Origin of the sequence: Umezawaea endophytica (genome assembly GCF_025061645.1) — a bacterium.
Classification (GTDB): Bacteria; Actinomycetota; Actinomycetes; order Mycobacteriales; family Pseudonocardiaceae; genus Umezawaea; species Umezawaea endophytica.
In genome coordinates this window covers 411,579-436,468 of the sequence record NZ_JANYMP010000002.1, presented here as the reverse complement: position 1 = coordinate 436,468, position 24,890 = coordinate 411,579, and the positions used below count along the sequence as shown (strand labels likewise).

Sequence of the window (24,890 nt, the reverse complement as noted above, 5' to 3'; positions counted from 1 at the left end):
GACCCCGCCCGGGTCGCGCGGCCGGTCCGCACCCCCGAGACTGTGCGGGTGATCGAGGGAAGCAGGCCATGAGCGAACTGACGACTCCGTACGCGCACGGCACGCCGGCGTGGGTCGAGCAGTTGACGACGGACCTGAAGGCCACGAAGGACTTCTACCGCGGGCTGTTCGGCTGGGACTACGAGACCGACGGGTACACGATGGCGCTGCTGCGCGGGAAACCCGTCGCCGGGCTCCGCGAGATGCCGCGCGACGCGCTGTTCTCCGTGGTGTGGACGACGTTCCTGGCCACGGACGACGTGGACGAGTCGGTGGACCTGACGGCCGAGCACGGCGGCACCGTGCTGGTGCCGGTGTTCGAGATGGAGGGTCCCGGTCGCGGCGCAATCGTGGCGGACTCCACCGGCGCCTCGTTCGGACTGTGGGAGGCGGGCACGCACATCGGCGCGTACGTCGTGAACGAGCCAGGCGCGGTGGTGTGGAACGAACTGGCGGCCAGGGACCTGGACCGGGCGGCGGAGTTCTACCGCGAGGTGTTCGACGTCGAGGTGGAGAGCGCGCCGGAACTGGGCTACACGCGGTTCAAGGTGGAGGACCGGGCGGTCGGCGGCGCGTACGCGATGACCGGGGCGGTGCCCGCCGACATCCCGCCGCACTGGATGACGTACTTCGGCGTGACGGACGTCGAGGAGGCCGTCGCGCGGGTGGTGGAACTGGGCGGGATCGCCGTCGGTGAACCGACCGACTCCGCGTTCGGTCGCTTCGCGACGGTGGGCGACCCGCTCGGCGCCCCCTTCCGGGTCCTGGACGTCGCGGCGGGCTGAGCCTCCCCGTCGGGGAGGACGGTCGTGGTCGGCACGGGGCGCTGACCAGCCCGATTCCTGCTGGTCCACGACCTGCTGCTAGTCTTGCTGGCCGTACCCGCGTGGCATTCCGCACTGGAGGAAACCTGCCCTCACCGGCAGGGCCGACACACCAACGCGGTACACCCCAAACGTAAGAGAATGAGGGCGTCAGCATGGCCAACATCAAGTCCCAGCTCAAGCGGATCAAGACCAACGAGAAGGCTCGGCTGCGGAACAAGTCCGTCAAGTCTTCCCTGAAGACCGCGGTGCGCAAGTTCCGCGAGGCCGCCGACGCCGGCGACAAGGACAAGGCCACCGCGCTCCTGCAGGACGTGTCCCGCAAGCTCGACAAGGCCGCGACCAAGGGCGTCATCCACGCCAACCAGGCCGCCAACAAGAAGTCGGCCCTGGCGAAGCGCGCCAACCAGCTCTGATCGGCCGCTCGCGCGACGATCGAGTCCTTCCCGAGAGGGCGTCACCCCGCACAGGGGTGGCGCCCTCTCGGCGTTTCGTGGAAAACTCGGCATTTCATGGACAGAACAATGACAAGGATCCGATGTCCCCCTGATCGAATCAATTCACGGGTACGACGAATGCCCTGATACCGACACAGCCATTCAGCCGATAGTCACCTCAATTGGAATCGAGTAGCGTTCCCCGCGAATCGTCCATCGATCCTGCCTGGGGGCTGGAAATGCGACTATTGGCAAAATTCTTCGCTGTCTTCTGCGTGTGCGCGGCAGCGGTTCTCGGCCTGTCGGCCACCGCTATCGCGTCACCCGCAGATCCCACCTCGGCGGTGGCGCCCGCGCGCGTCGCGGCCGCTGAAACGTTCGCGCCGGACGTGTCGGCGGCGGCGGTCAGCGGGTCGAAGTGCGGGGCCACCACCGGCTGGGGCAAGATCCGCTACCAGCCGTGCTTCAGGTACGTCTGCACCAGCGTGTGCGTCACGCAGGGGTACCTGGGCATCATCAACACCGCGACCAGTTCACGTACCGTGACCTGGGACCTCGACGTCAAGTCGCCGTGGTTCGACGAGCACGACGACAGCGGGACGTACACCCTGGCCGCGGGTGACCAGCAGACGATCTACTCGCGGTGGGAGTACCACCACCCTGGTTGCAACTTCAGCTTCACCGAGTACCTGAAGGTCTCGTACGACAGCGCGGGCTTCAGCCCGCGGGTGCCCGCCACCGCGACTCTTCCGTGCGGCTGACGCCACCGGCGTGAAAGGCGGTCGGGTGGCTCACCAGCCACCCGACCGCTTTCGGTGAAGTCACGAATAAATCATTAACGCCGACCGTGCACAGCGACGATTCGCAGCACGGCCCTTTCCAACGCGTAATCCGCGTCGGCGGCAACGCCTTTCACGTCGGCGTTCAACAATGCGACCACCGACATGGCCTCGGCCAATCCGGGAGAATCCCATCCCCGAGCCTGGCCCTGGGCCTTCTTCACCTTCCAGGGCGGCATCCCCAGCGACCCCGCCAACTGGAACGGGTCCGCCCGGCCCGCGGCCGACACGCGCGCGATCGTCCGCACCGAGTCCGCCAACGCGTCTGCGACCAGCACGTGCGGCACGCCGAGCTGCATCGCCCACCGCAGCGCCTCCAGCGCCCCGGCCCGGTCCCCCGCCACCGCCTTCTCGGCCACGGCGAACCCGGTCACCTCGGCGCGCCCGCGGTGGTACCGCCGCACCTCGTCGGCGTTGACCTTCCCGCCGCTGTCCGCGACGAGCTGCGACGCGGCCGCGGCCAGCTCCCGCAGGTCGGTGCCGACGGAGTCGATCAGCACCGAGACGCCCTCGGGATCGATCTTCCCGCCCGCCGCGCGGACCTCGTTGCGCACGAACGCTTCGCGCTCGGCGGCCTTGGTGATCTTCGGGCACTCGATCAGCGCCGCCCCGGCTTTCTTCAACGCCGCGGGCAGTTCCTTGGCCGCCTTGCTGCGCCCGCCACCGGAGTGCACGACCACGAGCGTGATGCCGTCGGCGGGGGCCTTGGCGTAGGCGATGACCGTGTCGGCGATCTCCTTGCCCGCCTCCTGCGCGGCTTCCAGCGCGATGACCCGACCCTCGGCGAACAGCGACGGGCTGACCAGTTCGGCCAGCTCGGGAGGGGTGAGGTCAGTCACCCGGACCCTGGTCAGGTCGGCTTGGGCGTCGATGGCGCGGGCCGCGTCCAGGGCCGCGCGGATCGCCCGTTCCACCAGCAGTTCCTCGTCGCCGACGATGAGTTGCAACGGATCCGGGGCTACAGCGGCAGCGCTCACGGCGCGAATCCTCCCACGGTCGCCCGGCTCCCGAAGTGTGGACACCGGTGGTCGAGGGGCGGGAGTGTGCCGTAACTTGAGGGGCACAACTGAATACCGCTCATCCAGAGGGGCAGAGGGATCGGCCCGAAGAAGCCCCGGCAACCCGATCGTCAGGTACTCGCGCGCGTGCGGGTGCTCGACGGTCACGGTGCCAATTCCGACCCGCGCTGCGGGACAGATGAGGAGTTACCTCGCGATGACTGCTGTCAGTGTGCCCACGAGCACCTCGTTCGACCTCGGCCCCGCCCGCGCGCTCTCGTGTCGCGAGTGCGGCCACGAGACCCCTCTCGCCGCCGAGTACGCGTGCGTCGAGTGTTTCGGGCCGCTGGAAGTGGCCTACGACTTCGGCCGGATCCGCCGTGAGGACATCGAGTCCGGCCCCCGGTCGATCTGGCGCTACCGCGGCCTCCTCCCCGTGCCGTCGACCGTCCAGTCACACCCCAACACCGAGCCCGGCGGCACCCGCCTCGTCCAGGCGGACCGGCTCGCCAAGGCGCTCGGGCTGCGCAAGGTGTGGGTGAAGGACGACACCGGCAACCCCACGCACTCGTTCAAGGACCGCGTGGTCGGCGTGGCCCTCGCCGCCGCCCGCGAACTCGGCTTCACGGTGCTCGCCTGCCCGTCCACCGGCAACCTGGCGAACGCCGTCGCCGCCGCCGCGGCCCGCGCGGGCTGGGAGTCGGTCGTGCTGGTCCCGTCGTCGCTGGAGCAGGCGAAGATCCTCATGACCGCCGTGTACGACGGCGCCCTGATCGCCGTGGACGGCAACTACGACGACGTGAACCGCCTGGCCCAGGAACTCGCCGCGGAGCACGAGGACTGGGCGTTCGTGAACGTCAACGTCCGCCCGTACTACGCCGAGGGCTCCAAGACGCTCGGCTACGAGGTCGCCGAGCAGCTCGGCTGGCGCCTGCCCGACCAGATCGTCGTACCGATCGCGTCCGGCTCGCAGCTCACCAAGGTGGACAAGGCTTTCCGCGAGTTCGGCGAACTCGGCCTGGTCGAGCAGACCCCGTACAAGGTGTTCGGCGCACAGGCCACCGGCTGCTCCCCCGTGTCCGCCGCGTTCAAGGACGGCCACGACGTGGTCCGCCCCGTCCGCCCGGACACCATCGCCCGCTCCCTGGCCATCGGCGCCCCCGCCGACGGCCCGTACGTGCTGGACGCCGTCCGCCGCACCGGCGGCGCCATCGAGGACGTGACCGACGAAGAGGTCGTCGAGGGCATCCGCCTGCTGGCCAGGACCGAGGGCATCTTCGCCGAGACCGCGGGCGGCGTCACCGTCGCGACGGCGAAGAAGCTGGTGGAAACCGGCAAGCTCGACCCGGACGCCGAAACCGTACTGCTCATCACCGGCGACGGCTTGAAGACCTTGGACGCGGTCTCCCACACCCTCTCCCCCCTCGCCACCGTCCCCCCATCAGCCCAGGCCGTCCTGGACGCCCTGGCCAAGCGCTGACCCACACACCCACGGCGCCCCAGGACCACTGAGCCTCCGACCCACCACGAATCGACCAGGCCCAGAGGCCCAGCCAGCACGCCCAGGCCCAGGCCGCCGGATCTAGGTCCAGGCCGAAGCCACCAGGTCCCGGACCAAGCTGGCCAGGCCCAAGTCGGCCCGCTCAGCCCAGGCCGAGACCACCTGGTCCAGGCCACCAGGTTCAGGCCGGAGCCGAACCTGGGCCGAGCCCGACAGGCCAGGCCCAGTTCCAAGAGATCTGGGCCCTGGCCACCAGGCCACGACGCTGATGACGGGGCCGCACCCGACCGGGTGCGGCCCCGTCGTCGTCAGCGCAGCAGGTAGGCGTCGATGATCGTCTGCTCGACGGTGTTGCCCGAGCGATCACCCGCCTTGGCCCGCAGCGACACCGACTTGGCGTCCTTCGGGTGCGACAGCCGCAGCACGCAGCCGCCGTTCACCGCGACCGACCGCCACGTGGCACCACTGTCGTAGGACACCTCGGCCGACGTGATCCTCTTCCTCGCCTGCGCCGCACCGGCCTGGTTCTGCACCGCCACCGGCACCTGGAACACCCGACCGGCGGGCGCCGTGCCCGCGGCGTCGAGCTTCGGGGTGTACCGGATCACCGAGATCGGCAGCGCGGTGACCTTCGTGGTCCGGTCCGACTTGAACGTCCACGCCGCCGACACCCTGGTGCTGAACGGTGACGTGCTCCGAGTGGCCTCGGTCGTGAGCCGGTAGTTCGCCGCACCGTCCGGGAGCGCGAAGCGCCCGTAGCCGGGTGACGTGTTCTCGGCCAGCAGCTCACCGTCGCGGTAGACCTTCATCGTGCCCGTGGTCGTCGCGTGCCCCGCGTTGCCCGCGCCGTCGCCGAACAGCGGCAGGTTCGCCACCAGCTCGGAGTCGTTGCGGTACAACCAAGGCCAGTCACGGTTGTCCGTCAACGACGGCCCGAACACCGCGTGGTAGAACGACTCCTCGTACGACTTGCGCGGCACGTACGACTTCGGCGGCCCGTCCAGCCCACCCCGGTAGCCCTGCGGGCTCTGGACGTTGAGCCGCCGCGCCCAGTCCGCGTTCTCGCCACCGTAGAACTCGGTGCGCACACCCGGCGCGGCGAACGACTCGATCGCACCCCAACCCCACTTGCCCTGACCGTGCACGGTGGACACGTTGCCGATGGTCACGGACTCCCCCGGCTGCGGCGCGCCGACGTCGACCTTCACCGTCGCCAGGTCCTCCTTCCGGATCACCTTGGTCAACCCGGTGTGCGTCCGACCCCTGAGGTACCAGGCCAACCCGTAGAACTCGGCCCCCTCCTTCGCGACCCAACTGGTGCTCAGCTTCCCGACGACCTCGTTCGCCGGAGCCTCCGGCCCGAGGTGCGCCAAGCCGACGTGCGAAACGCTGCCACCGAACGAGAACCCACCGATCTGGTACGTCCTAGACCCGTACACTCGCTGGAAACCCGTCTCCAGCAACGACAACCGCGCCGTCGGGTCCGGCAACGTCACCACGATCGGCTTCGCCAGCCGCGCGTCCAGGTCGATCGTCGTGGGCCCGCTGACCGTCAGGTTCGGGTAGCTGAACGAGTCGTGCGTGTACTCCGCGCCCGACCCCTGCACGGACCCCGACAGCAGGTACTGACCGATCGGCACCCGCCTCCGCAGCGTCCCGTCGGCATCCTTGTCGAGGAACAGGAGTTCACCCGTCTTCACGTCGGTCATGAACGCCGAGTAGTACGCGGCCTTCTCCCCGGACCGCTGGATCCCGTTCACGACCAGCTCGTAGCTCTCGGGCTCCAGGTCCACCACGACCGCGGTCCGTGCGCTCACGCTGCCCGACGTGGCGACCAGCGCCCCGCCGAACTGACCACCGGCGGGCGCCTTGCCCACGTCGGCCGTGACCGTCACGGTCGCCGTCCCACCAGCGGGCACGGTGAGCTGAGCGGGCACGACGGCGAACAACCCGGCAGGCGCGGGCGCGCCACCCGGCGCCGTCGTGTCGACCCGCAGGTCGAGCGTCAACGGCACCGCGCCGTCGTTGCTGTAGCTGACCTCCTTGGTGATCAGGGGTTCCCCGGTGTGCGGCCACTGGTGCGCCCCGAACGCGACGCTGTTCGGCAGGCTGGTGATCGACTGGCTCATCGCCCGAGCCGAGTCCACCCGCCCGGCACCCTGCTCGAACGGCGTCAGCCCCGCGGTCGGAGCGGCCGACGCGATGAGCCGCGCCTTGAGCTGCTCACGCGTCGCCTCCGGGTACTGCTGCGCCAGCAGCGCCGCCGCACCCGCCACGTGCGGAGTCGCCATCGACGTACCGGACAGCGCGGTGTACCCGTCCACGACCGGCGCCCCGATACGACCATCGGCGTGCCGAGCGGCCACGATGTCCACACCGGGCGCCGTGATGTCCGGCTTGATCACCCCACCGCCCACCACGGGCCCGCGGCTGGAGAAGTCCGCGATGGCGTTGTCGCGGTCCACCGCGCCAACCGTCAGCGCCTCGTCCGCAGTACCCGGCGACCCGATCGTGCTCGCCCCCGGCCCGGAGTTGCCAGCGGCGATCACGAACAGCGTCCCGTACTTCGTCGACAGCGTGTTCACCGCTTCCTCCAGCGGATCGACGCCGGGACTGTCGTACCCGCCGAGGCTCATGTTCGCGACAGCCGCACCCTGCTCGGCCGCCCACTGCATCCCGGCGATGATCCCCGAGTCCGCACCGCTGCCGGAGTCGTTGAGCACCTTGACGTCCAGGATCCGCGCACCGTGCGCGACACCCTTGTACTTGCCGCCCGCCTTCACCCCGGTGCCCGCGATGATCGACGCGACGTGCGTCCCGTGCCCGTAGTGGTCGACGGCGTCCTTGGAAGCCGAGAAGTTCCGCTCCGCCACCTCCCTGTCGGCGAGATCCGGATGGGTCTGGTCGACCCCCGTGTCGAGCACCGCGACCGTCACACCCTCACCGGTGTACCCGGCCTGCCACGCGGCAGGTGCCCCGATCTGCGGCACGCTGTGGTCCAGCGACGCCGTCCGAACGCCGTCCAGCCACACCTTCTCGATCCCCGAGGACGCCAGCGCGCCGACCCCGGTCAACCCCGTCCACAACCCGGAGTCCGCCGACTTCTCGGCGTCGACCGCGACTCCGCCGACGCTCGGCAGGTCGAGCGTCACCGTCGTCCCCGCGGTGGCGGCGAACGGCCGCTGGCCCGACCGGTAGGTGACGATCAACGGCACCGTGTCGCGCCGCTCGTCCCCGTACCCGGAGTCGATCAGCTCGGTCACGTCGAACAACCGCTGGTCGAGCACCCCCTTGGCCAGCAACGGCTCCGCGTCCGCGGGCACCACGTAGCTGTGCCCTTCGGTCTCGAACGTCGAGAACCGCATCCCCTCCCGCCCAGGCCCCGGCTTGAGGTATCCGGCCGAGCCCTTCGAACCGGGGAACACCTGGTCACCGGTCAGCAACGTCACCGACCCACCACCGCTGCCCGACCCGGTGCCAGACGGGCCCGACAACGCTGTCGGCGCGGCTTGGACGGCCTGCGCACCACCCACGATCAAGGCACCCGTGACGAGTGCGACGACGGCTCTTCTCGGGGGTCCACCGCTCCGACCACGCACTGATGCCTCCAAGTCACTGGGTTGTCGCGGACAGTAAAGAACTGTTCGCTCGCCATTGACAAGGGTTCTTAACAAATATGGTCTAGACCTGACCCGGATCGGGCAACAGCGTCCCAGTTGGCCGGAATCGCCCACACCTCGGACGCCGCCGTCAGGGCGCTCTACCGCAGGCACCGGGCCGTTCAGGTCGAGTCACAGGCTGATCCTGTCGCTGCGCAACCAGCCGGTGCGGGGGAACCGGGTCAGTTCGGGGAGCAGGTGAGGTCCGACGGATTCGGTGGCGGTCCGCCAGGCCGTGATGCGCTGGGGCCAGGGTGCTCCTGCCTTGGAACGGTTGTAGGCGTTGGTGTGCCAGGGGAGGTCGTCGATCGACAGGGTGTCGTCGAAGAGGCGTTCGGCGACGAGTTCGTGGGCCGCGTCGGGCGACACCACCTCGGTCGGGGGAAGTAAGGCGGTCACGGTGGCACGGGCGATGACGCCGCGCCCTCCGCCCCGCAACTCGTCGCAGGCGTAGTAGGTGAACGCGGGTTTCAGCTCCGCCGTCGGCCACGGCGCAGGCGTGTAGCCCGGCTGCCAGAGCACCCAGCTCAGCGCGGACCCACCGTCCGGCGGCGTCCACCCGAGGCGCAGCCTGATCCAGGTCTCCCTCATCGTTCCTTCAGTCCCTTCACTTCTTGCGTCGTACGACGCGCGGTCCGGTTTCTCCACCGAGGACAGCGGTGTCGCCGTCCCGGTCGGTGCGCAGCACCAGCGCCCCACCGCGGGTGAGCGCGTCGAGCACGGTGCCGTTCGGGTGGCCGTAGCGATTGCCTTCGCCAACGCTGACGAGCGCTATCCGCGGCTTGACCTGGGCCAGGAACTCCGGCGCGGAGAACCGGGACCCGTGGTGCGGAACCTTGAGCACCTCGGCGGACACGTCGACGTGTCCGCCGAGCAGGTCCGCCTGCCCCTCCAGTTCGATGTCGCCGGTCAACAGCACCCGACCCGCGGCGGTGTGGGCGCGCAGGACCAGCGACGAGTCGTTGATCGCCGTGTTGTCGTCTCCTACCGGAGCCGTTCTTCCCTTGGGCCCCAGCACTTCCAGCGTTAAACCCGGCCACTCCAGCCGCCGACCCGCTGTCAGCTCGACCAGGTCCACTCCGGCCGCTCGGGTCTGGCGGCGAACCTCCTCCCAGGCCCAGTTCGGTTCGTGCGACGGTCCGATCGCGACCGCGCCCACGCTGCGATCCGCGAGCACGGCGGCGAGCCCACCGATGTGATCCGCGTGCAGGTGACTCAGCACCAGCAACGGAACCCTCCGGATCCCCAGGCGGCGCAAGCAGGACGCCACCGGCCCCGGATCTGGTCCGGTGTCCACCAGCACCGCCCGACCGGGTTCAGCCGTGGCCAGCACGACCGCGTCGCCTTGGCCCACGTCGCACGCGACAACCGACCAGTTGTCCGGCGGCCACCCCGGTGTCACGACGCTGGTGGGGACCAGCACCACCACCGCGCCCACCAGCACGGCGGCCAGCAGGGTGCGTGTTCGCCGCGCCTTGAACAGCCCGTAGGCGAGCAGGAGGACCACCGCGAGGAGCAGCCCGCCCAGCCACCCGCTCGGCCAGCGAACGGACGCGTTGGGCACCTCGGACGCCCGCCTGCCCACCGTGATCAGCCAACCGGCCTCCGGCCCGGCCAACTCGACCAGCAGCCGGGCGGCGCCCCCGTGGACCGGAGCGACCACCGCCGCCAGCACACCCAGCACGGTCGCGGGCGCGACCACCGGAGCGACCAGCATGTTGGCCAGCACGGCGACCAGGCTGATCCGCCCCGAGATGCCCACCACCAGTGGCGCGGTGGCCAGGCTCGCGGCCACCGGCACCGCCAGCGCTTCGGCGAGACCGATCGGCACCCCGCGATCCCGGAGCGACGCCGCCCACCTCGGTGCGAAGAGGACCAGCGCCGCCGTTGCCACGACCGACAGGGCGAAGCCCGGATCGGTGCCCAGCGCCGGGTCGTAGAGGACAAGCACGATCACCGAAGCCGCCAGAGCAGGCAGCGCCGACCGTTCTCGGCCCAGCACCAGCGCGAGCAGGGCCACCGCACCCATCACGGCTGCCCGCAGGACACTCGGCTCCGGGCCCGCCAGGATCACGAACCCCACCAGCGCGACAGCGGCACCCGCGGCACACCCTCGTGGACCGACGCGGAAAACCCGCAACAGCAACAGGACCGCGCCGCACAAGATGGCCAGGTTGGCACCGCTGACGGCCAGGACGTGGGCCAGGCCCGCCGTGCGGAACTCCTCCACGACCCGTGGCGAAAGTTCAGCCGTGTCGCCGACCACCAGAGCGGGGAGCAAGCCCGCGGGTTCGGGATCGAGGGTGGTGCTGGCTTCGCGGAGACCGGAGCGCAGGACCTCGGCCGCTCGCTGCCACACCGGGGCTCGGGTGACGTCCTGCGGAGGGCCTCGGACTCGCAGCACCGCCACCGTCAACTCGCCCTGGCGAGCGGGCGCCAGGACTCCGCGAGCGGTGACCTGTTGGCCTGGCAGCAGGTCACGCCAAGCTTTGGCGGGCGCCACGAGCACCACCTCACCCCGTTGGTCGTGGGTCCGGCCTGCCACGAGGAGCCAGTGGATGTCGGCCTGGACGACGACCGCTTCAACACCACCGGGTTTGGCGGCGAACCCCTCCGTGCGCACGCCTCGCGGACGGGTCGAGAGCTCGGCGCGGATCACGACCGCCTCCGCTTGCACGGCGGCGGACCGGGCGGGGTGCGCCGCCGACTGGTGGATCCTGAAACCGATGGACACCGCCGCGATCGGAGCCGCGACCACCAGTGCCAGCGCGCACGATCTCGCGCACCAGTCGCGGTGGACGGCCAGCGCGCCCACCAGGCAGGCGAACGCGCCGGTGAGGACGGCGATCGGCCAGTTCCCCAGCAGACCGCTGAGTGCCACCGCCCAGACCGCGAGGGCGGCGGGGACCAGGCGCAACCTCGGGTTCACGACGCACTCAGCCGGAGGCGGACGCACGAGGCGAGGGTGGCGGACCGTGGGACCGGGATGAATGCTCCGTCCGCTGCCGGTGGACGGGTCAGGGGATGGACGAGCGGTGTGGAGGTGCGCTCGTGGTCCGTGGCGGACGCGACCAGCAAGCGGATGCAGGCAGTTCGGTGAACGGGGCGTGCGGGCAGGTCGGGGACGACGTGCAGCGGGTCCGGTAGGTGGGTGGGGCACGCGAGCGGGTCAGGGTCCACGTCGGGAGTGGTCGGCGGGCAGAGCACGGAGGACCGGCGGCCGCGAAGCGAGTGGGAGACGAAACGCCTGAGTCGATCAGAGATGCGCCCGTGGCGCTTGAGACGGACGCCCAGCGCGTGGAGAACAAGGCGGGCGACTGAAGCGGTGGTCTCGTGGTCGGTGGGAGTCAAGGAGGAACGGCTGCCGGGTGGGCGAACCGGTGGCCACGGTGGCGGATATGACGCGTCCAGGCGGCTCGCGGGTCGGCACGGGACAAGACGTGCGAGAAGGCCGGACGCGCGACTTTGGTTCTTGGCCGGACGGACCGCGAGCGGAACGGGGCGGGCGAGCGGGGTGGCGGGCTCGTGGCTGGTGACCGGAACGACAGGCGGGCGGCTGCCTGGTGCACGGACAACGGGCCATATCGGCTGGTGAGGTGCCTCCACCTGACCGGAAGCGGCGAACCGATGGAAGCGAAGCAGGCGGGGAACGAGGTTCGTAAGTGGACCGGGAAGGAGTCCGTCGCCCTTGGCGGAGGCGACCGGTGGGCGGGCACCGAGTGCGCTGGAGCCGAGGTGTGAGTCGAAGGTGGACTCGTGGCTCGTGATGGGAGGGGCGGGTCGGATGAGGTGGGGTGGCCAGAACGGGCGGGTGAGGATGCGCCAGTTGCGGATGAGGCGGTGCAGGGTGTGGGGCTGCGAGGTCGGTGCGGGTGAGGTGCCGAGGTCTGGGCAGGTGTGGCGTCGAGTGGTCACAGGCGCACCAGCTCACGGAGCTTGACGAGGCGGTTGTCGCCGATGCCCTCGATCTCGCGCAACTGGTCCAGCGAGGTGAACGGTCCGCGCTTGGTGCGGCGGTCGAGGATCCGTTGCGCGGTCACGGGGCCCACGCCCGGCAAGCCGTCCAACTGGTCCTTGGTGGCGGTGTTCAGGTCCAGCTTCTCGTCGGGGCTCGGCTCGGCCGCCGCGGGCGGGGGCGCTGTGCCCACGGAGACCTGTTCACCGTCGACAACCTTGCGCGCCAGGTTCACCCCCAGTGGACGGATACCGGGGTTCACGCCGCCCGCCGCGGTGATGGCGTCGGCCACCCGTGCTCCGCTGGGGACGGTCACCAAGCCGGGTGTGGGGACTTCACCCACGACGTTGACGACCAGCGGCGCGGGTGGGTTCGAGGTGACGGCCGCTACCGCCACGGGTAGGTCGGGTGGGGCTTCCGGGGTGGGGGCCTGCCACCAGACGGCCACGAGCACGGCCAGCCCGGTGGTCGCCGCGACGGAGGCGTAGAGCGCGCGGCGTTTGCGAGGTGGCGCGGCGTCGGGCAGCCAGCGCTCCACCAGTCTGTCCGCCTTGCGGCGGGCCCAACGGAATCGCGGGGGCGGATCGGCGACGCCGTCGGAACTGGTGAACACGACCGTCTTCGGGGACGGATCGGCCGACGCCTTCGCGGCCAGTGCTTCCAGGCGGGTACGGGAGGTTTCCGAGGTGGTTCGGTGGTCGAACATGGGTTCGACGTTAGGGCGGTGGCGTTCCGGGGCGAAGCGCGAGTTCGTGAACTGTGGACAAGTGGTCGGGGTGTGGACAAGTTCGGATCTTGAAACCGGTTTTGTCGGTGGCGCATGACATCATGCCGCCGCCCTCCGTCTACTCCGGACGGTCAGACGTCCCCCGGCAGGACCACGACACCCAGGACCCCCGGCCCGGTGTGGGCCCCGATCACGGCGCCGACCTCGGAGATCAGGCAGCCGGACGAGCCGGGGATGCGTTCGTCCAACCTGGTCGCCAGCTCGGCCGCGCGCTCGGGAGCGGCGAGGTGGTGCACGGCCAGCCCGACGGGACCGTGGCCCGCGGCCAGTGCGGCCAAGTCGACCAGCCGCCCGATGGCCCGGCTCATCGTCCGCACCTTCTCCAGCGGCACGATCCGGCCGTCCTCCACGTGCAGCACGGGCTTCACCGCCAGCGCGGTCCCGACCAGCGCGGCGGTCGCGGTGATCCGGCCGCCGCGGCGGAGGTGGTCGAGCGTCTCGACGCAGAAGTACGCGCGCAAGCGTTTGGCCACGCCTGCCGCCGCCGCTTCCACGGCCTCCGCGGACTCCCCCGCCTCCGAGGCGGCACAGGCCGACAGCACGGCGAACCCGAGCCCCATGCCGGTCGCGCGGGAGTCGACCACCCTGATCCGGGTGGGATCGACCTCCTCGGCGGCCAGGCGCGCGGCCTCCCACGTGCCCGACAGCTCGCGGGACAGGTGCACGGACACGACGGACGTCGCCCCGCCGTCGAGCACCGAGCGGTACACCTCGGCCAGTTCACCGGGTGTCGGCCGGGACGTCGTCACGCGGCGGTGCTCGCCGAGCGCCGTCGCGAGTTCCGCGGACCCGAAGTCGACGCCGTCCAGGACGCTGCGGCCGTCCACCGCCACGTGCAGCGGCACCACGCTGATGCGGTGGCGGTCGGCGAACCCCTCCGGCAGGTAGGCCGTGGAGTCGGTGACAACGGTGGTGGGCACGGGACCGGACATTACGGCTCTCACTCGGTCGAGTGGCTCACCGCCACGGACCTGATGAGATCCGCCATGGCGGAACCGATCAGGTCGTGGCCTTCCCAACCCCAGTGCATGCCGTCCGGGTTACCGCGCCCCGACCGAACGTGATCACCGATGACGGCGGCCACGTCCAGCAGCGGCACGCCCGTCCGCCCGCTCCACGCGCGCACGGCGCGTTCAGCGGCGGGCCGCCCGGTGTGCACGCCGCCGTACGCAGCCGAGCGGTGCACGGACGGCACCATCCCGATCGGTTTGATCCCCGGCTCCAGCGCGTGCACGGCCCGCACCGAGTCGTCCAGGTAGCGCACGGTCAGGTGCGGCGGCAGCGCCACCGGTCGACCGCCCAGCAGCCGCGACAGCGCGGGCTGGGCGGCCTTGTAGCCCGTGCGGGCCCACCGGCGCAGGCCGTCCGGCCGCAGGTACCGCAGCCCTTGCCGCAGGTAGGTCGGCAACGGCGACGGCAGCGTGTCCATGTGCCCCACCGCGAACACGATGACGTCCGTGCGCGGCAGCAGCGACCAGACGCGCGGGTCGCCGGTCAGCGACCACCAGGCGTCGCGGGCCGTCCACCCGAAGCCCGCCGCGAGTTCCACGTGGCCGTCCAGCGCCTTGGCGGCGATGTTCGGCCACAGGCCCGCGTGGTCAGCGGGCAGCGGGCCGTCCGGGCCGTGGAAGGCCAGCGAGTCGGCGAGGACCAGCAGCCTCAACGAGTCGGTCCGGCGTTGTACGACGACAACCGCCACTGACCGTCGCCGTCGGGCCGCCGGGTGAACACCGTCCAGTGGCAGTTGCCGATGCCGCCGAGCTGCCCCCACGACTCGACGGGCAGGTTCAGCAGCCTGCCCGTCAACGCGGAGATCAGGCCGCCGTGCGCGCAGAGCATGACGGTCCCGTCGAACTCGCGGTCCACGTCGTCCACGACCTCGGAGGCCCGGTCCGCGACCTCGATCCGGGTCTCGCCGTCCGGTGGCGCGATCGTGGGGTCGGCCCGCCAGAGGTCGATCATGCCCGGCCACTCGGCCTCGACCTCGGAGTTGGTCAGCCCCTGCCACTTGCCCAGGTTGGTCTCGCGCAGGCGTTCGTCGATCCGCAGCGGGATGCCCACGGCGTCGGTGAACACCGTCGCCGTGTTCGTGGCCCGCCGCAGGTCCGACGCGACCACCAGCTCGGGTGCGAACTTGGTGAGCACGGGCACCGCGAACCTGGCCTGGTTCCACCCCGTCTCGGTCAGCGCCGAGTCGAGGTGGCCCTGCCAGCGTCCCGTGGCGTTGTAGTCCGTCTCACCGTGCCGCCACAGCACGAGCCGGTTCAAGGTCATCTGGTGCTCACGCCTCCGCCGTCTGGTCCTCTGCGGGGGCGTCCGCCGATCCCTCGAACTCGATCTGCGGGCAGTCCTTCCACAGCCGCTCCAAGCCGTAGAAGCTGCGTTCCTCGACGTGCTGCACGTGCACCACCACGTCGACGAAGTCCAGCAGCACCCAACGGCCCTCGCGGGCGCCTTCACGGCGCACCGGCTTGCGGCCCGCTTCCCGCATCTTGTCTTCGATGTTGTCCACGATCGCGCCGACCAGCCGCTCGTTGGGAGCGGAGGCGATCACGAAGCAGTCCGTGATCACGAGCTGGTCCGACACGTCGAGCACGATCACATCGTGCGCCTTCTTCTCGTCCGCCGCGCTAGCGGCGACCAGCGCCAACCGTCGTGCCTCGTCGGTGGCTGCCACATCTCTCCTCACCAGCGACCCGAGGATCCGGGTCGTACATCACTTCGATGCGCGCGGATACGCCCGCACGAGTTAATGAGGGTACCGGCGAGCGGAGCTAGTCCGGCACCGAGTAGAGCGAGCGCTTGGAGATGTACTGCACGACACCGTCCGGAACGAGGTACCAGACGGGCAGTCCGGAGGCCGTGCGAGCCCGGCAGGCGGTCGACGAGATGGCCATGGCGGGCACCTCCACGAGGGATACGGCCCCCTTGGGCAGGTGCTGACCGTTCAGTTCGTAACCCGGCCGGGTGACCCCGATGAAGTGCGCGAGGTCGAACACGTCGGACGCGCGGCGCCACGACACGATCTGCTCCAGCGCGTCCGCGCCGGTGATGAAGAACAGGTCGGCGTCGGGGTGCTCGGCCTTGAGGTCGGTGAGCGTGTCCACGGTGTACGTGGGGCCCTCGCGGTCGATGTCGACCCGGCTGACGGAGAACCGGGGGTTCGACGCGGTCGCGATGACCGTCATCAGGTAGCGGTCTTCGGCCCGGCTGACCACGCGGGACGTCTTCTGCCACGGTTCGCCGGTGGGGACGAAGACGACCTCGTCGAGGTCGAACCTCGCCTGCACCTCGCTGGCCGCCACGAGGTGGCCGTGGTGCACCGGGTCGAAGGTTCCACCCATGACCCCGATCCTGCGCCGGTTCGACATGGCTGGTCAGCCTACGGTGCCGGTGGGCAGGCGGCCGTCCGCTCCCGTGAACGGCCACCTGCCCACTTCGGACTCCCCGTCCGCGGCCTTGGGGGAGTGGGCCGCCTCCGGTCTGCGCGTCCCGCCCGAAGCGAGGTCGCGTACCGGTGTGACGGCGCCGCTCCGGGGGCATGACGCCGGTCGGGCGAACTTCTTTCACCGCTTCGGGGATCAGACCTCCGGAGCGATCACCGCACCGTCGCCGTCGCGCACCAGGATCGCCTCCATCGGGCAGGACTCGGCGGCGTCGACCACCAGGTCGTCGGGCTCGATGAAGTCCTGGGCGGCCGTGGCCCTGCCGTTCTCCAGCCGGAAGTACGCCGCGGCGCTGGAGGCGCACATGCCCGTCCCGATGCACGCCTCGCGGTCGACCTGGACCTGCCACTTGGCCATCGGGCTACCACCTCACCAGGAGTTCCCGCGGGCCGCGCACCAGCCTGCCCTTCTTGAACGGCACCTCGTCCACGGGCACGGCGAGCTCCAGCGCGGGGTAGCGGCTCAACAGCGTGCCGATGGCGACTTGCAGCTCCATCCGCGCCAGCGGGGCGCCCACGCAGTGGTGCACGCCGTGTCCGAACGCGACGTGCGCGTTGTTCTCCCGGTGGAAGTCGATCCGGTTCGGGTCCGGGAACACCGCCGGGTCCCGGTTGCCCGCCTGTCCGATGAAGACCGCGTCGCCCGCCGGGATCGTCACGCCGCTCAGCTCCACGTCCTCCGTCGCGATGCGGGGGAAGCCCGCCGACCCGCCGAGGGGTGTGATGCGCAGCAGTTCCTCCACCGCCGCGGGCACCAGGTCCGGGTCGGCCCGCAGCTCCGCCAGCCGGTCCGGGTTGGACAGCAGCGTGTAGAGGAAGTTGCCGAGCTGGTTCGCCGTGGTCTCGTGGCCCGCGACCAGCAGCGTCACGCCGAAGTTGACCAGTTCCTCCTCGGTGAGCCGGTCACCTTCGTCGCGGGCCGTCACGAGCGTCCCGAGCACGTCGTCGGTCGGTGACTGGCGCCGCTCGGCCACGAGTTCGGCGATGTAGCCCTGGAGGTTCTCGAAGCCCGCCGTGATCTCCTCCGGCGTGAACGCGGTGATCGCGAGCGCGCGGTCCGACCAGTTCCGGAACTCGGCGCGGTCGTCGTAGGGCACGCCGAGCATCTCGCAGATGATCGTGATCGGCAGCGGCATGTTGAGCGCTTCGACCAGGTCGGCGGGCGAGCCCTCCTTCTCCATCTCGTCGAGGAGCCCGTCCACGATCTCCTGGGCCCGGTCGCGCAACTGCTCGACCCGCCGCATGGTGAAGCCCTTGGCGACCAGCTTGCGCAGCCTGCCGTGCTCCGGCGGGTCCATGCTCAGGATCGACTGCCGGTCCTGGATCATCGGCATGGCCCTGGGCACGTCCTGGCCGAGCACCGCGGCCCGGCTGAACCGCAGGTCGCTGAGCACGGTCTTCACGTCGTCGTACTTCGTGACCAGCCACGCGTCGCCGCCGTACGGCAGTCGAACCCTGGCCACCGGCTCGGTTCGGCGCAGCTCCTCGTAGGTGGGGTCGAGTTCCAGCCGGTCGGCTTCGCCGAACGGGTAGTTCCTGGGTTCCTGACTCGTCGTCATGCCCCCGCACTCCTCCCAAAGCGCCTTGTAAGCAACTGCTTACATTGGTCGACCCTAGAGAAGCCGCTACGGACCGTCAACGTTCCATCTCGGTGAGCGCTTGCTCCTCCGTGCGCTCCAGCAGCGTGCGGGCGGCGCTGAGCACCAGCCGGATGATCTCCTCGGTGTTCGCGCTCTTGAGCGGCTCCTTGGCGGAGGTGGACCGCACCATGCTGATGCCGATCACCCAGGCGAGCACCAGCTCGGCCCGCAGGTCGCCGTCCTCGGCGTCGGTCAACGCGCTGAGCGCGCGGATGTAGTCGTCGCCCAGCGCCTTGCGGATCTCCGCGGCGGCGCTGTCCACCCCCTCGGACCGCAACGCCGTGAACAGCAGGTGGTCACCCGGCCGCGGCGCCTTCTCCAGCATCCGCCGCAGCACCGTCTCCAGCAGCCGCTCCGGCTGCTCCACCTCCAGCAGCTCCCGCCCCTGACCCGCCATGACGGCCGCGTACAGCGCGTCCTTGCTGCCGAAGTAGCGGAACAGCAGCGCCTGGTTCACCCCCGCGTGCGCGGCGATGTCGCGCACGGTCGTGCGGGCGAACCCGCGCTCGGCGAACAGCTCCGTCGCGGCGTCCAGGAGCGCGGCACGGGTCGCCGCCGAGTCACGGCGGCGGCCGGGTTCGGCTGTCACGAGGTCGGCCGGACGTGCCCCTCGCCCCAGACCACCCATTTGGTCGAGGTCAGCTCGGCGAGACCCATCGGGCCCCGCGCGTGCAGCTTCTGCGTGGAGATGCCGATCTCGGCGCCCATGCCGAACTCGGCGCCGTCGGTGAAGCCGGTCGAGGCGTTCACCATCACCGCCGCCGCGTCCACCCTCGTGGTGAACCGGCGAGCGGCCTTCACGTCCGAGGTCACGATCGCCTCGGTGTGGCCCGAGCCGTGCTCGTTGATGTGCGCGATGGCCTCGTCGATCGTGCCGACGACCTTCGCCGCGATGTCCATCGACAGGTACTCGGTGTCCCAGTCCTCGGCCGTCGCGGCCACGACCTCGGTGCCGGACAGGTCCGTGAACAGGGGGTCGGCGTGCACGGTGACGCCCGCGGCGTGGAACGCCTCGGAGATGCGCGGCACGAACACGTCCGCGATGTCCGCGTGCACCAGCAGCGACTCGGCCGCGTTGCACACGCTGGTGCGGCGGGTCTTGGAGTTGAGCACGATCCGCTCGGCGTCGTCGAGGTCGGCCGACGCGTCCACGTACACGTGGCAGTTGCCGACACCGGTCTCGATCGTCGGCACGGTGGCGTTCGCGACCACGGTGGAGATGAGGCCCGCGCCACCTCGGGGGATCACCAGGTCCACCAAGCCGCGCGCGGTGATGAGGTAGTTGACCGACGCCCGGTCGTGGCACGGCAGCAACTGCACGCAGTCCGCGGGCAGCCCGGCCGACTCCAGCGCGTCCCGCAGCACGGCGACGAGCGCGGTGTTCGAGTTCTCCGCGGACGACGACCCGCGCAGCAGCGCGGCGTTCCCGGACTTCAGCGCGAGACCCGCCGCGTCGACGGTCACGTTCGGCCGGGCCTCGTAGACCATGCCGACGACCCCGAGGGGGACGCGCACCTGGCGCATGTCCAGCCCGTTGGGGAGCAGACCGCCGCGCAGCACCTCACCCACCGGGTCGGCCAGGCCCGCGACGGTCAGCAGGCCCTCGGCGACGCCGTTGATCCGCTGCTCGGTGAGCGCCAAGCGGTCCAGCATGTTCTCGGTGAGGCCCGCCTCGCGGCCGGATTCCAGGTCGGCGGTGTTCGCCTTGAGGATCTCCTCGGACCGTTCACGCAGGGCGGCGGCCATCTCGCGCAACGCCGCGTCCTTGCGTTCGCGGGTCGCCAGGACGAGTTCCTCGGAGGCCACGCGGGCTCGACGTGCGGCGGCGTGCACCTCTTCGCGCAGTTCAGCGGTCACGTCGTCCAGCTTAGGACCAATCGGACTTTGATCGCGTATGGGTATCCCGGATCCTGAAACCAGTTTCTGTCGGTGGTCCGTGCCATGGTTGGCACATGGACGAACTCGCCCTCCGGGAGATGGCCGACGAGCGACTGAGGGCCCTCGCCGGTCCGGGAGCGGTGCTGCGCGACGACCAGTGGACCGCGATCCACGCGCTGGTGGCGCAGCGGCGGAGAGCGCTCGTGGTGCAGCGCACGGGGTGGGGCAAGTCGGCGGTCTACTTCATCGCGACGGCTCTGCTGCGGGAGTTGGGCGAGGGGCCGACGGTGATCGTGTCGCCGTTGTTGGCGTTGATGCGCAACCAGGTCGACGCGGCGGCGCGGGCGGGTGTGCGGGCGGCGACGATCAACTCGGCGAACACGGACGAGTGGGAACGGGTGCAGGACGCGGTCACGTCGGGTGAGGTCGACGTGCTGCTGGTGTCGCCGGAACGGTTGAACAACCCGGACTTCCGGGACACGGTGCTGCCGTCGTTGACGGCGTCGGCCGGGCTGCTGGTGGTCGACGAGGCGCACTGCATCTCGGACTGGGGCCACGACTTCCGGCCGGACTACCGGCGGCTGCGGACGTTGCTGACGGAGCTGCCGCCGGGGGTGCCGGTGCTGGCGACGACCGCGACGGCGAACAACCGCGTGGTGCGGGACGTGGCGGAGCAACTGGGGCTGGGGTCCGGGTCGGACGCGCTGGTGCTGCGCGGGCCGCTGGACCGGGAGAGCCTGCGGCTGTCGGCGTTGAGGCTGCCGACGGCCGAGGCGAGGCTGGGGTGGCTCGGCGAGCACCTGGAGAAGCTGCCGGGGTCGGGGATCATCTACACGCTGACCGTGGCGGCGGCGGACGACGTGGCGGCGTTCCTGAGGGAGCGCGGGTACGAGGTGGCCGCGTACTCGGGGCGGACCGATCCCGCCGAGCGGCAGCGGGCGGAGGAGGACCTGCTCGCGAACCGGGTGAAGGCGCTGGTGGCGACGTCGGCGCTGGGCATGGGGTTCGACAAGCCGGACCTGGGGTTCGTGGTGCACCTGGGCGCGCCGCCCTCCCCCATCGCGTACTACCAGCAGATCGGCCGTGCGGGCCGTGGTGTGGAACGGGCCGAGGTGCTGCTGCTGCCCGGCCCGGAGGACAAGGACATCTGGGCGTACTTCGCGTCGCTGGCGTTCCCGCCGGAGCGGATCGTCCGGCAGGTGCTCGACGCGTTGGCCGACGCCGGGCGGGTGCTGTCGACGGCGGCGCTGGAACCGAGGGTCGAACTGTCGCGGACGCGGTTGGAGGTCGTGCTGAAGGTCCTGGACGTCGACGGCGCGGTGAAGCGCGTGCGCGGCGGCTGGGAGTCGACCGGGCAGCCGTGGTCCTACGACGGGGAGCGGTACGACCGCATCGGCGAGGCGCGGGCGGTGGAGCAGCAGGCGGTGCTCGACTACCTGGGCACCACCGGCTGCCGCATGGAGTTCCTGTTGCGGCAGTTGGACGATCCGCACGCGAGCCCGTGTGGACGGTGCGACAACTGCACGGGCGACCGGCCGTCCGCCGAGGTGTCGTCCGGAGCGGCAACGGTCGCGCGCGAACGGTTGCTGCGGCCGGGTGTGGACGTGGCGCCGCGCAAGCAGTGGCCGACCGGGATGGCGGCGATCGGCGTGTCGCTGTCGGGCAAGATCGCGGCGGGCGAGGCCGCGGAACCGGGGCGGGCGCTGGGCAGGCTGACGGACATCGGCTGGGGCAACAGGCTGCGGGCGCTGTTCGCGGCCGAGGACCAGGCGATCCCGGACGACGTGTTCCAGGCGTGCGTGAAGGTGTTGAGCGCGTGGGGCTGGGCGGAACGCCCGGTGGGGGTGGTGACGGTCGGGTCGCAGAGCAGGCCCGCACTGGTGGGCAGCTTCGGCTCGCGCATCTCGGAGATCGGCAGACTGCCGCTGCTCGGCCAGGTGTGGGTGGGCGAGGCCACGCACCGGGCGAACAGCGCGCAGCGGCTCGCCGGGCTGTGGAACGGGGTCCAGGCCCCTGATCTGTCCACGGTGGAAGGTCCGGTGCTGCTGGTCGACGACCGGATCGACACCGGTTGGACGATGACGGTCGCGGCACGGGCGGTGCGCAAGGCCGGGGCGTCGGCCGTGCTGCCGTTCACCTTGGCGGTGACGGCCTAGGTGGTGGAGCGGAGTCTGCCCGGCGGGTTCGTGAACGAGGTCGTCCGGGTCGGCGACACCGTTCGGCGGCCGCGATCGGGCGAGTTCGTCCACCGGGTGCTGGAGCACCTCGACGGGTGGCCGGGAGCGCCCCGGCTGCTCGGCGTGGACTCGCGGGGCCGGGAGGTCCTGGAGTTCCTCGACGGGCACGTGGCGTGGGAGGCCCGGCAACCCGCGGCGGTGTCGTCGGACGAGAGCCTGGTCCGGGTGGCCCGGTTGGTGCGGGAGTTCCACGACCTCACGGTCGCGCTGGCGGGCGACCAGGAAGTCTTGTGCCACAACGATCTTTCGCCCAAGAACACCGTGTACCGGGATCTCGGCGGAGGGTTGCGGCCGGTGGCGTTCATCGACTGGGACCACGTGGCGCCCGGTCGGCGGGTGCACGACGTGGCGCACGTGTGCTGGCAGTACCTGGCGCTGGGGCCCGGAGCCGACGTCGACGCGGCGGCGCGGGGTGTCCGGCTGATCAGCGAGGCGTACGGGTTGGCGGACCGGAACGCGCTGGTCGACACGATCCTGTGGTGGCAGGACCGGTGTTGGCGGGGCATCGTCGCGGACACCAGGCCCGCGGGCGAACGGCTGCGGGCCGCGGGTGTCGTGGAGGAGGTGCGGGCCCAGTACGAGTGGGTCACGGAGCACCGAGGACCGCTAGATCCGGGAAGGAGCTGATTAATCGACTTCCGCTTACTCTATTCAACTAGCTTTGAGCTGCGAGAACAAGACTTGATCTTTGGTTTTTCGCGGCTCACCCTCGTCACCATGAGGTGGGGACCTTCAGGTGAGTTGAGCACTGTCCTGTGGATCGGCGGAGCGCAGTGGGCGGGGAAGTCGACCGTCGCTTGGCTCCTGTCCCGACGGCACGGGCTGACCGCGTACCACTACGACTTCCACGACAGCAGGGGCCACGCGGACCGCGCGCTGGCGCACGCCTCGCGGTACCCGTACCGGCACGCGTGGCAGGTGCTGGGCGCGCACGACCCGGACCGGGCGTGGGTGCGGTTGACACCGGCGGAGTTGGCCGAGAACAGCAGGCACAGCTTCGTCGAGCGGTTCGGGATGGTCCTGGACGACCTGCGCGGGCTGTCCAGCGGTCGGCCGCTCATCGCCGAAGGCTGGGGGCTGCGACCGGAACTGGTGGCGCCGCTGCTCGCGTCGCCGCGGCAGGCGGTGTTCCTGGTGCCGACGGAGACGTTCCGGCAGCGGCAGTCGCGCGAACTGCCGCGGGCGGGCCGGGTCGCGGCGAACGTGAGCGATCCGGAACGGGCGCAGGCCAACCGGCTCGAACGGGACCGGCTGCTGGCGGATGAGGTCGTGGAAAGCGCGCGGCAGCACGGACTACGGGTGATCGAGGTCGACGGGAGTCTCAGCGTCGGCGGGTTGACGGACGTCGTGGCGAACCACTTCGAGGAGTGGCTCGCGGTCAGCCGGTGAGACGGCGCGCGAGGCAGCGGCGGAACGGCACGCGAGTGAAACGACGTGCGAGACAACGGTGAGACGGCACGGGGGTCGGTGGTGACCGCCGACCCGCGTGGGTGAAGGCCGTCGAGGTGTCACTGCCGTGGGAGGCGGGAAGTCCGCGTCGCGCAGGACTTCCGGCCGCCACGGGGTGAAGTGGGCGCCCGTGGTGCGGGAGCGGCAAGGGAGGGCCGCCCGCACAGCGGACCAGTGCCCGCTGGTGAGCGGAGGAGAGGGATCACAGGCCCTCTCCTCCGCTCACCGACACTTGCTGACGATCAGTGGCGCTCACCAGGGAGCAGCGGCGCAGAAGGCCGCGCAACTTCGACGACGCCACGAACGCGACGACCAGCACGACAAGGCCGCCACCGAGGATCAGCGGCGCTCTCCGACGATCAGCGGCGCAGGAGACCGCGCAGCTTCGGCGACGCCACGAACGCGATGCCCAGCGCGACGAGGCCGCCGCCGAGGATCAGCAGCCACATCGAGCCGAAGCCGGTGCTCGCCAGGTCGTCCTTGCCCGCGCCCGCCGCGGCGGCCGGGATGGTCGTCGTGGTCACCTTCGTGGCCGGGGTCGTCGTCCACGTCGTGTCCGGCGTCGAAGCACCGGTCGACGTGGACGCCGTTGAACCGGACGTGGTGGTCGTGGTCGTCGAACCGCTGGACGTGGCCGTCGCCGAGCCGGACGTGGTCGTCGTCGTCACGCTGGGCGTCGTCGTCGTGGTGACCGCGCTGCTCGACGGCGCACCCCTGGTGCCACACAGGAACCAGTGGCTGATCTCGGCGGGCTTGCCGCTCTCGTTCTGCGGGGCGTGCAGCCGCGTCCACGGCAGTTCGCCGAGGTCGGACACGGAGTACGTGTGGTACGAGGCGCCGCCCTTGACCACGATGGCGGTGATGTCGTAGTCGCCGATACCGGTGACGGTGAGGTACCGCTTGCTGTCGATCGAGTACTCGACCTGGTCGGAAGCGATCGTGTCGCCCGTCCGCTGCGCCTGCGGGCACGTGGTGGCGTTGTTGTCCCCGTACGTCTCGCCGCCCTTGGCCGCCGCCGGGGCGCCGCCGGCGAGCACCAAGACGGTGGACGCCGCCAGCGCGAACGCTCCCGCGGCTCGGACCAGGTGGCGGACCGTCTCGGAGGTGGTGCGCATGCGTGACTCCAGCCATGTCGTGAGGGGATGATCGGCAGAACCCGTGCCGCCGATCGGACCACTATGCCACTGGGCCATTTGGACCTA

Annotated in this window: 22 protein-coding genes and 1 riboswitch; of the genes, 7 read left to right on the top strand and 15 right to left on the bottom strand. The window is 70.7% G+C overall.

Annotated features, from left to right (window positions below; translation table 11 throughout):
* Positions 1–68: 68 nt before the first annotated feature.
* The 3 genes from NZH93_RS05485 to NZH93_RS05475 all read left to right on the top strand — a co-directional run bounded on the left by NZH93_RS05485 (position 69) and on the right by NZH93_RS05475 (position 2,061).
* Complete coding sequence (locus NZH93_RS05485) at positions 69–824, top strand: VOC family protein (RefSeq protein ID WP_259621802.1); 756 nt, start codon at positions 69–71, stop codon at positions 822–824.
* Positions 825–1,018: 194 nt separating this feature from the next.
* Entirely contained in the window at positions 1,019–1,279 is a 261-nt protein-coding gene (rpsT, locus tag NZH93_RS05480; protein ID WP_259621801.1) for a 30S ribosomal protein S20, read from the top strand.
* A 365-nt stretch (positions 1,280–1,644) separates the two neighbouring features.
* On the top strand, positions 1,645–2,061 hold the full coding sequence (locus NZH93_RS05475) for a hypothetical protein (RefSeq protein WP_259621800.1): 417 nt from the start codon (positions 1,645–1,647) through the stop codon (positions 2,059–2,061).
* A 74-nt stretch (positions 2,062–2,135) separates the two neighbouring features.
* Here NZH93_RS05475 and holA read toward each other — a convergent pair whose 3' ends face one another.
* Positions 2,136–3,116 carry a DNA polymerase III subunit delta gene (gene holA, locus NZH93_RS05470; RefSeq protein WP_259621799.1) on the bottom strand — a complete coding sequence of 327 codons (981 nt, stop codon included), beginning with the start codon at positions 3,114–3,116 and terminating at the stop codon, positions 2,136–2,138.
* Positions 3,117–3,213: 97 nt separating this feature from the next.
* A riboswitch (SAM riboswitch) is annotated at positions 3,214–3,343 on the top strand.
* A gap of 11 nt (positions 3,344–3,354) precedes the next feature.
* Here holA and thrC point away from each other — a divergent pair.
* Positions 3,355–4,617, top strand: coding sequence for a threonine synthase (thrC, locus tag NZH93_RS05465; RefSeq protein ID WP_259621798.1), 1,263 nt, complete (start codon positions 3,355–3,357; stop codon positions 4,615–4,617).
* 329 nt (positions 4,618–4,946) lie between these two features.
* Here thrC and NZH93_RS05460 read toward each other — a convergent pair whose 3' ends face one another.
* The 13 genes from NZH93_RS05460 to NZH93_RS05400 all read right to left on the bottom strand — a co-directional run bounded on the left by NZH93_RS05460 (position 4,947) and on the right by NZH93_RS05400 (position 19,981).
* The gene (locus NZH93_RS05460) at positions 4,947–8,087 is read right to left on the bottom strand and encodes a S8 family peptidase (RefSeq protein WP_259621797.1); all 3,141 of its coding nucleotides are present in this window, start codon (positions 8,085–8,087) and stop codon (positions 4,947–4,949) included.
* A 342-nt stretch (positions 8,088–8,429) separates the two neighbouring features.
* Positions 8,430–8,888, bottom strand: a complete 459-nt coding sequence (locus NZH93_RS05455; RefSeq protein ID WP_259621796.1) for a hypothetical protein — start codon at positions 8,886–8,888, stop codon at positions 8,430–8,432.
* Positions 8,889–8,904: 16 nt separating this feature from the next.
* Positions 8,905–11,253 carry a DNA internalization-related competence protein ComEC/Rec2 gene (locus NZH93_RS05450; protein WP_259621795.1) on the bottom strand — a complete coding sequence of 783 codons (2,349 nt, stop codon included), beginning with the start codon at positions 11,251–11,253 and terminating at the stop codon, positions 8,905–8,907.
* 955 nt (positions 11,254–12,208) lie between these two features.
* Positions 12,209–12,958 (bottom strand): ComEA family DNA-binding protein, encoded by a 750-nt coding sequence (locus NZH93_RS05445; protein ID WP_259621794.1) that lies wholly within the window; start codon positions 12,956–12,958, stop codon positions 12,209–12,211.
* Between the two features lie 152 nt (positions 12,959–13,110).
* The gene (locus NZH93_RS05440; protein WP_259621793.1) at positions 13,111–13,959 is read right to left on the bottom strand and encodes a DegV family protein; all 849 of its coding nucleotides are present in this window, start codon (positions 13,957–13,959) and stop codon (positions 13,111–13,113) included.
* A gap of 20 nt (positions 13,960–13,979) precedes the next feature.
* Positions 13,980–14,738, bottom strand: a complete 759-nt coding sequence (gene octT / locus NZH93_RS05435; protein WP_259621792.1) for a diglucosylglycerate octanoyltransferase — start codon at positions 14,736–14,738, stop codon at positions 13,980–13,982.
* Positions 14,699–15,313: a histidine phosphatase family protein gene (locus NZH93_RS05430; protein ID WP_259621791.1), complete on the bottom strand. Its 615-nt coding sequence runs from the start codon at positions 15,311–15,313 to the stop codon at positions 14,699–14,701. Before NZH93_RS05430 ends, octT begins: the two co-directional genes overlap by 40 nt.
* 7 nt (positions 15,314–15,320) lie before the next feature.
* Positions 15,321–15,716, bottom strand: a complete 396-nt coding sequence (gene rsfS, locus NZH93_RS05425) for a ribosome silencing factor (protein WP_259621790.1) — start codon at positions 15,714–15,716, stop codon at positions 15,321–15,323.
* A 97-nt stretch (positions 15,717–15,813) separates the two neighbouring features.
* Entirely contained in the window at positions 15,814–16,410 is a 597-nt protein-coding gene (nadD, locus tag NZH93_RS05420; RefSeq protein WP_259621789.1) for a nicotinate-nucleotide adenylyltransferase, read from the bottom strand.
* Between the two features lie 210 nt (positions 16,411–16,620).
* Entirely contained in the window at positions 16,621–16,842 is a 222-nt protein-coding gene (locus tag NZH93_RS05415; RefSeq protein WP_259621788.1) for a ferredoxin, read from the bottom strand.
* Positions 16,843–16,846: 4 nt separating this feature from the next.
* Positions 16,847–18,043, bottom strand: a complete 1,197-nt coding sequence (locus NZH93_RS05410; protein ID WP_259621787.1) for a cytochrome P450 — start codon at positions 18,041–18,043, stop codon at positions 16,847–16,849.
* Between the two features lie 76 nt (positions 18,044–18,119).
* Positions 18,120–18,713, bottom strand: a complete 594-nt coding sequence (locus NZH93_RS05405; protein WP_259621786.1) for a TetR/AcrR family transcriptional regulator — start codon at positions 18,711–18,713, stop codon at positions 18,120–18,122.
* Positions 18,710–19,981: a glutamate-5-semialdehyde dehydrogenase gene (locus NZH93_RS05400; protein WP_259621785.1), complete on the bottom strand. Its 1,272-nt coding sequence runs from the start codon at positions 19,979–19,981 to the stop codon at positions 18,710–18,712. The genes NZH93_RS05405 and NZH93_RS05400 overlap by 4 nt, the downstream gene beginning before the upstream one ends.
* 95 nt (positions 19,982–20,076) lie before the next feature.
* Here NZH93_RS05400 and NZH93_RS05395 point away from each other — a divergent pair, with 95 nt between their 5' ends.
* The 3 genes from NZH93_RS05395 (at position 20,077) to NZH93_RS05385 (ending at position 23,628) form a co-directional block, all read left to right on the top strand.
* Entirely contained in the window at positions 20,077–22,158 is a 2,082-nt protein-coding gene (locus NZH93_RS05395; RefSeq protein WP_259621784.1) for a RecQ family ATP-dependent DNA helicase, read from the top strand.
* On the top strand, positions 22,159–22,866 hold the full coding sequence (locus tag NZH93_RS05390) for a phosphotransferase (protein ID WP_259621783.1): 708 nt from the start codon (positions 22,159–22,161) through the stop codon (positions 22,864–22,866).
* Positions 22,867–22,980: 114 nt separating this feature from the next.
* The gene (locus tag NZH93_RS05385; protein ID WP_308214167.1) at positions 22,981–23,628 is read left to right on the top strand and encodes a hypothetical protein; all 648 of its coding nucleotides are present in this window, start codon (positions 22,981–22,983) and stop codon (positions 23,626–23,628) included.
* A gap of 419 nt (positions 23,629–24,047) precedes the next feature.
* On the opposite strand, the gene NZH93_RS05380 is transcribed toward NZH93_RS05385, so the two are convergent.
* Complete coding sequence (locus tag NZH93_RS05380) at positions 24,048–24,803, bottom strand: hypothetical protein (RefSeq protein WP_259621781.1); 756 nt, start codon at positions 24,801–24,803, stop codon at positions 24,048–24,050.
* Between the last annotated feature and the right edge of the window lie 87 nt (positions 24,804–24,890).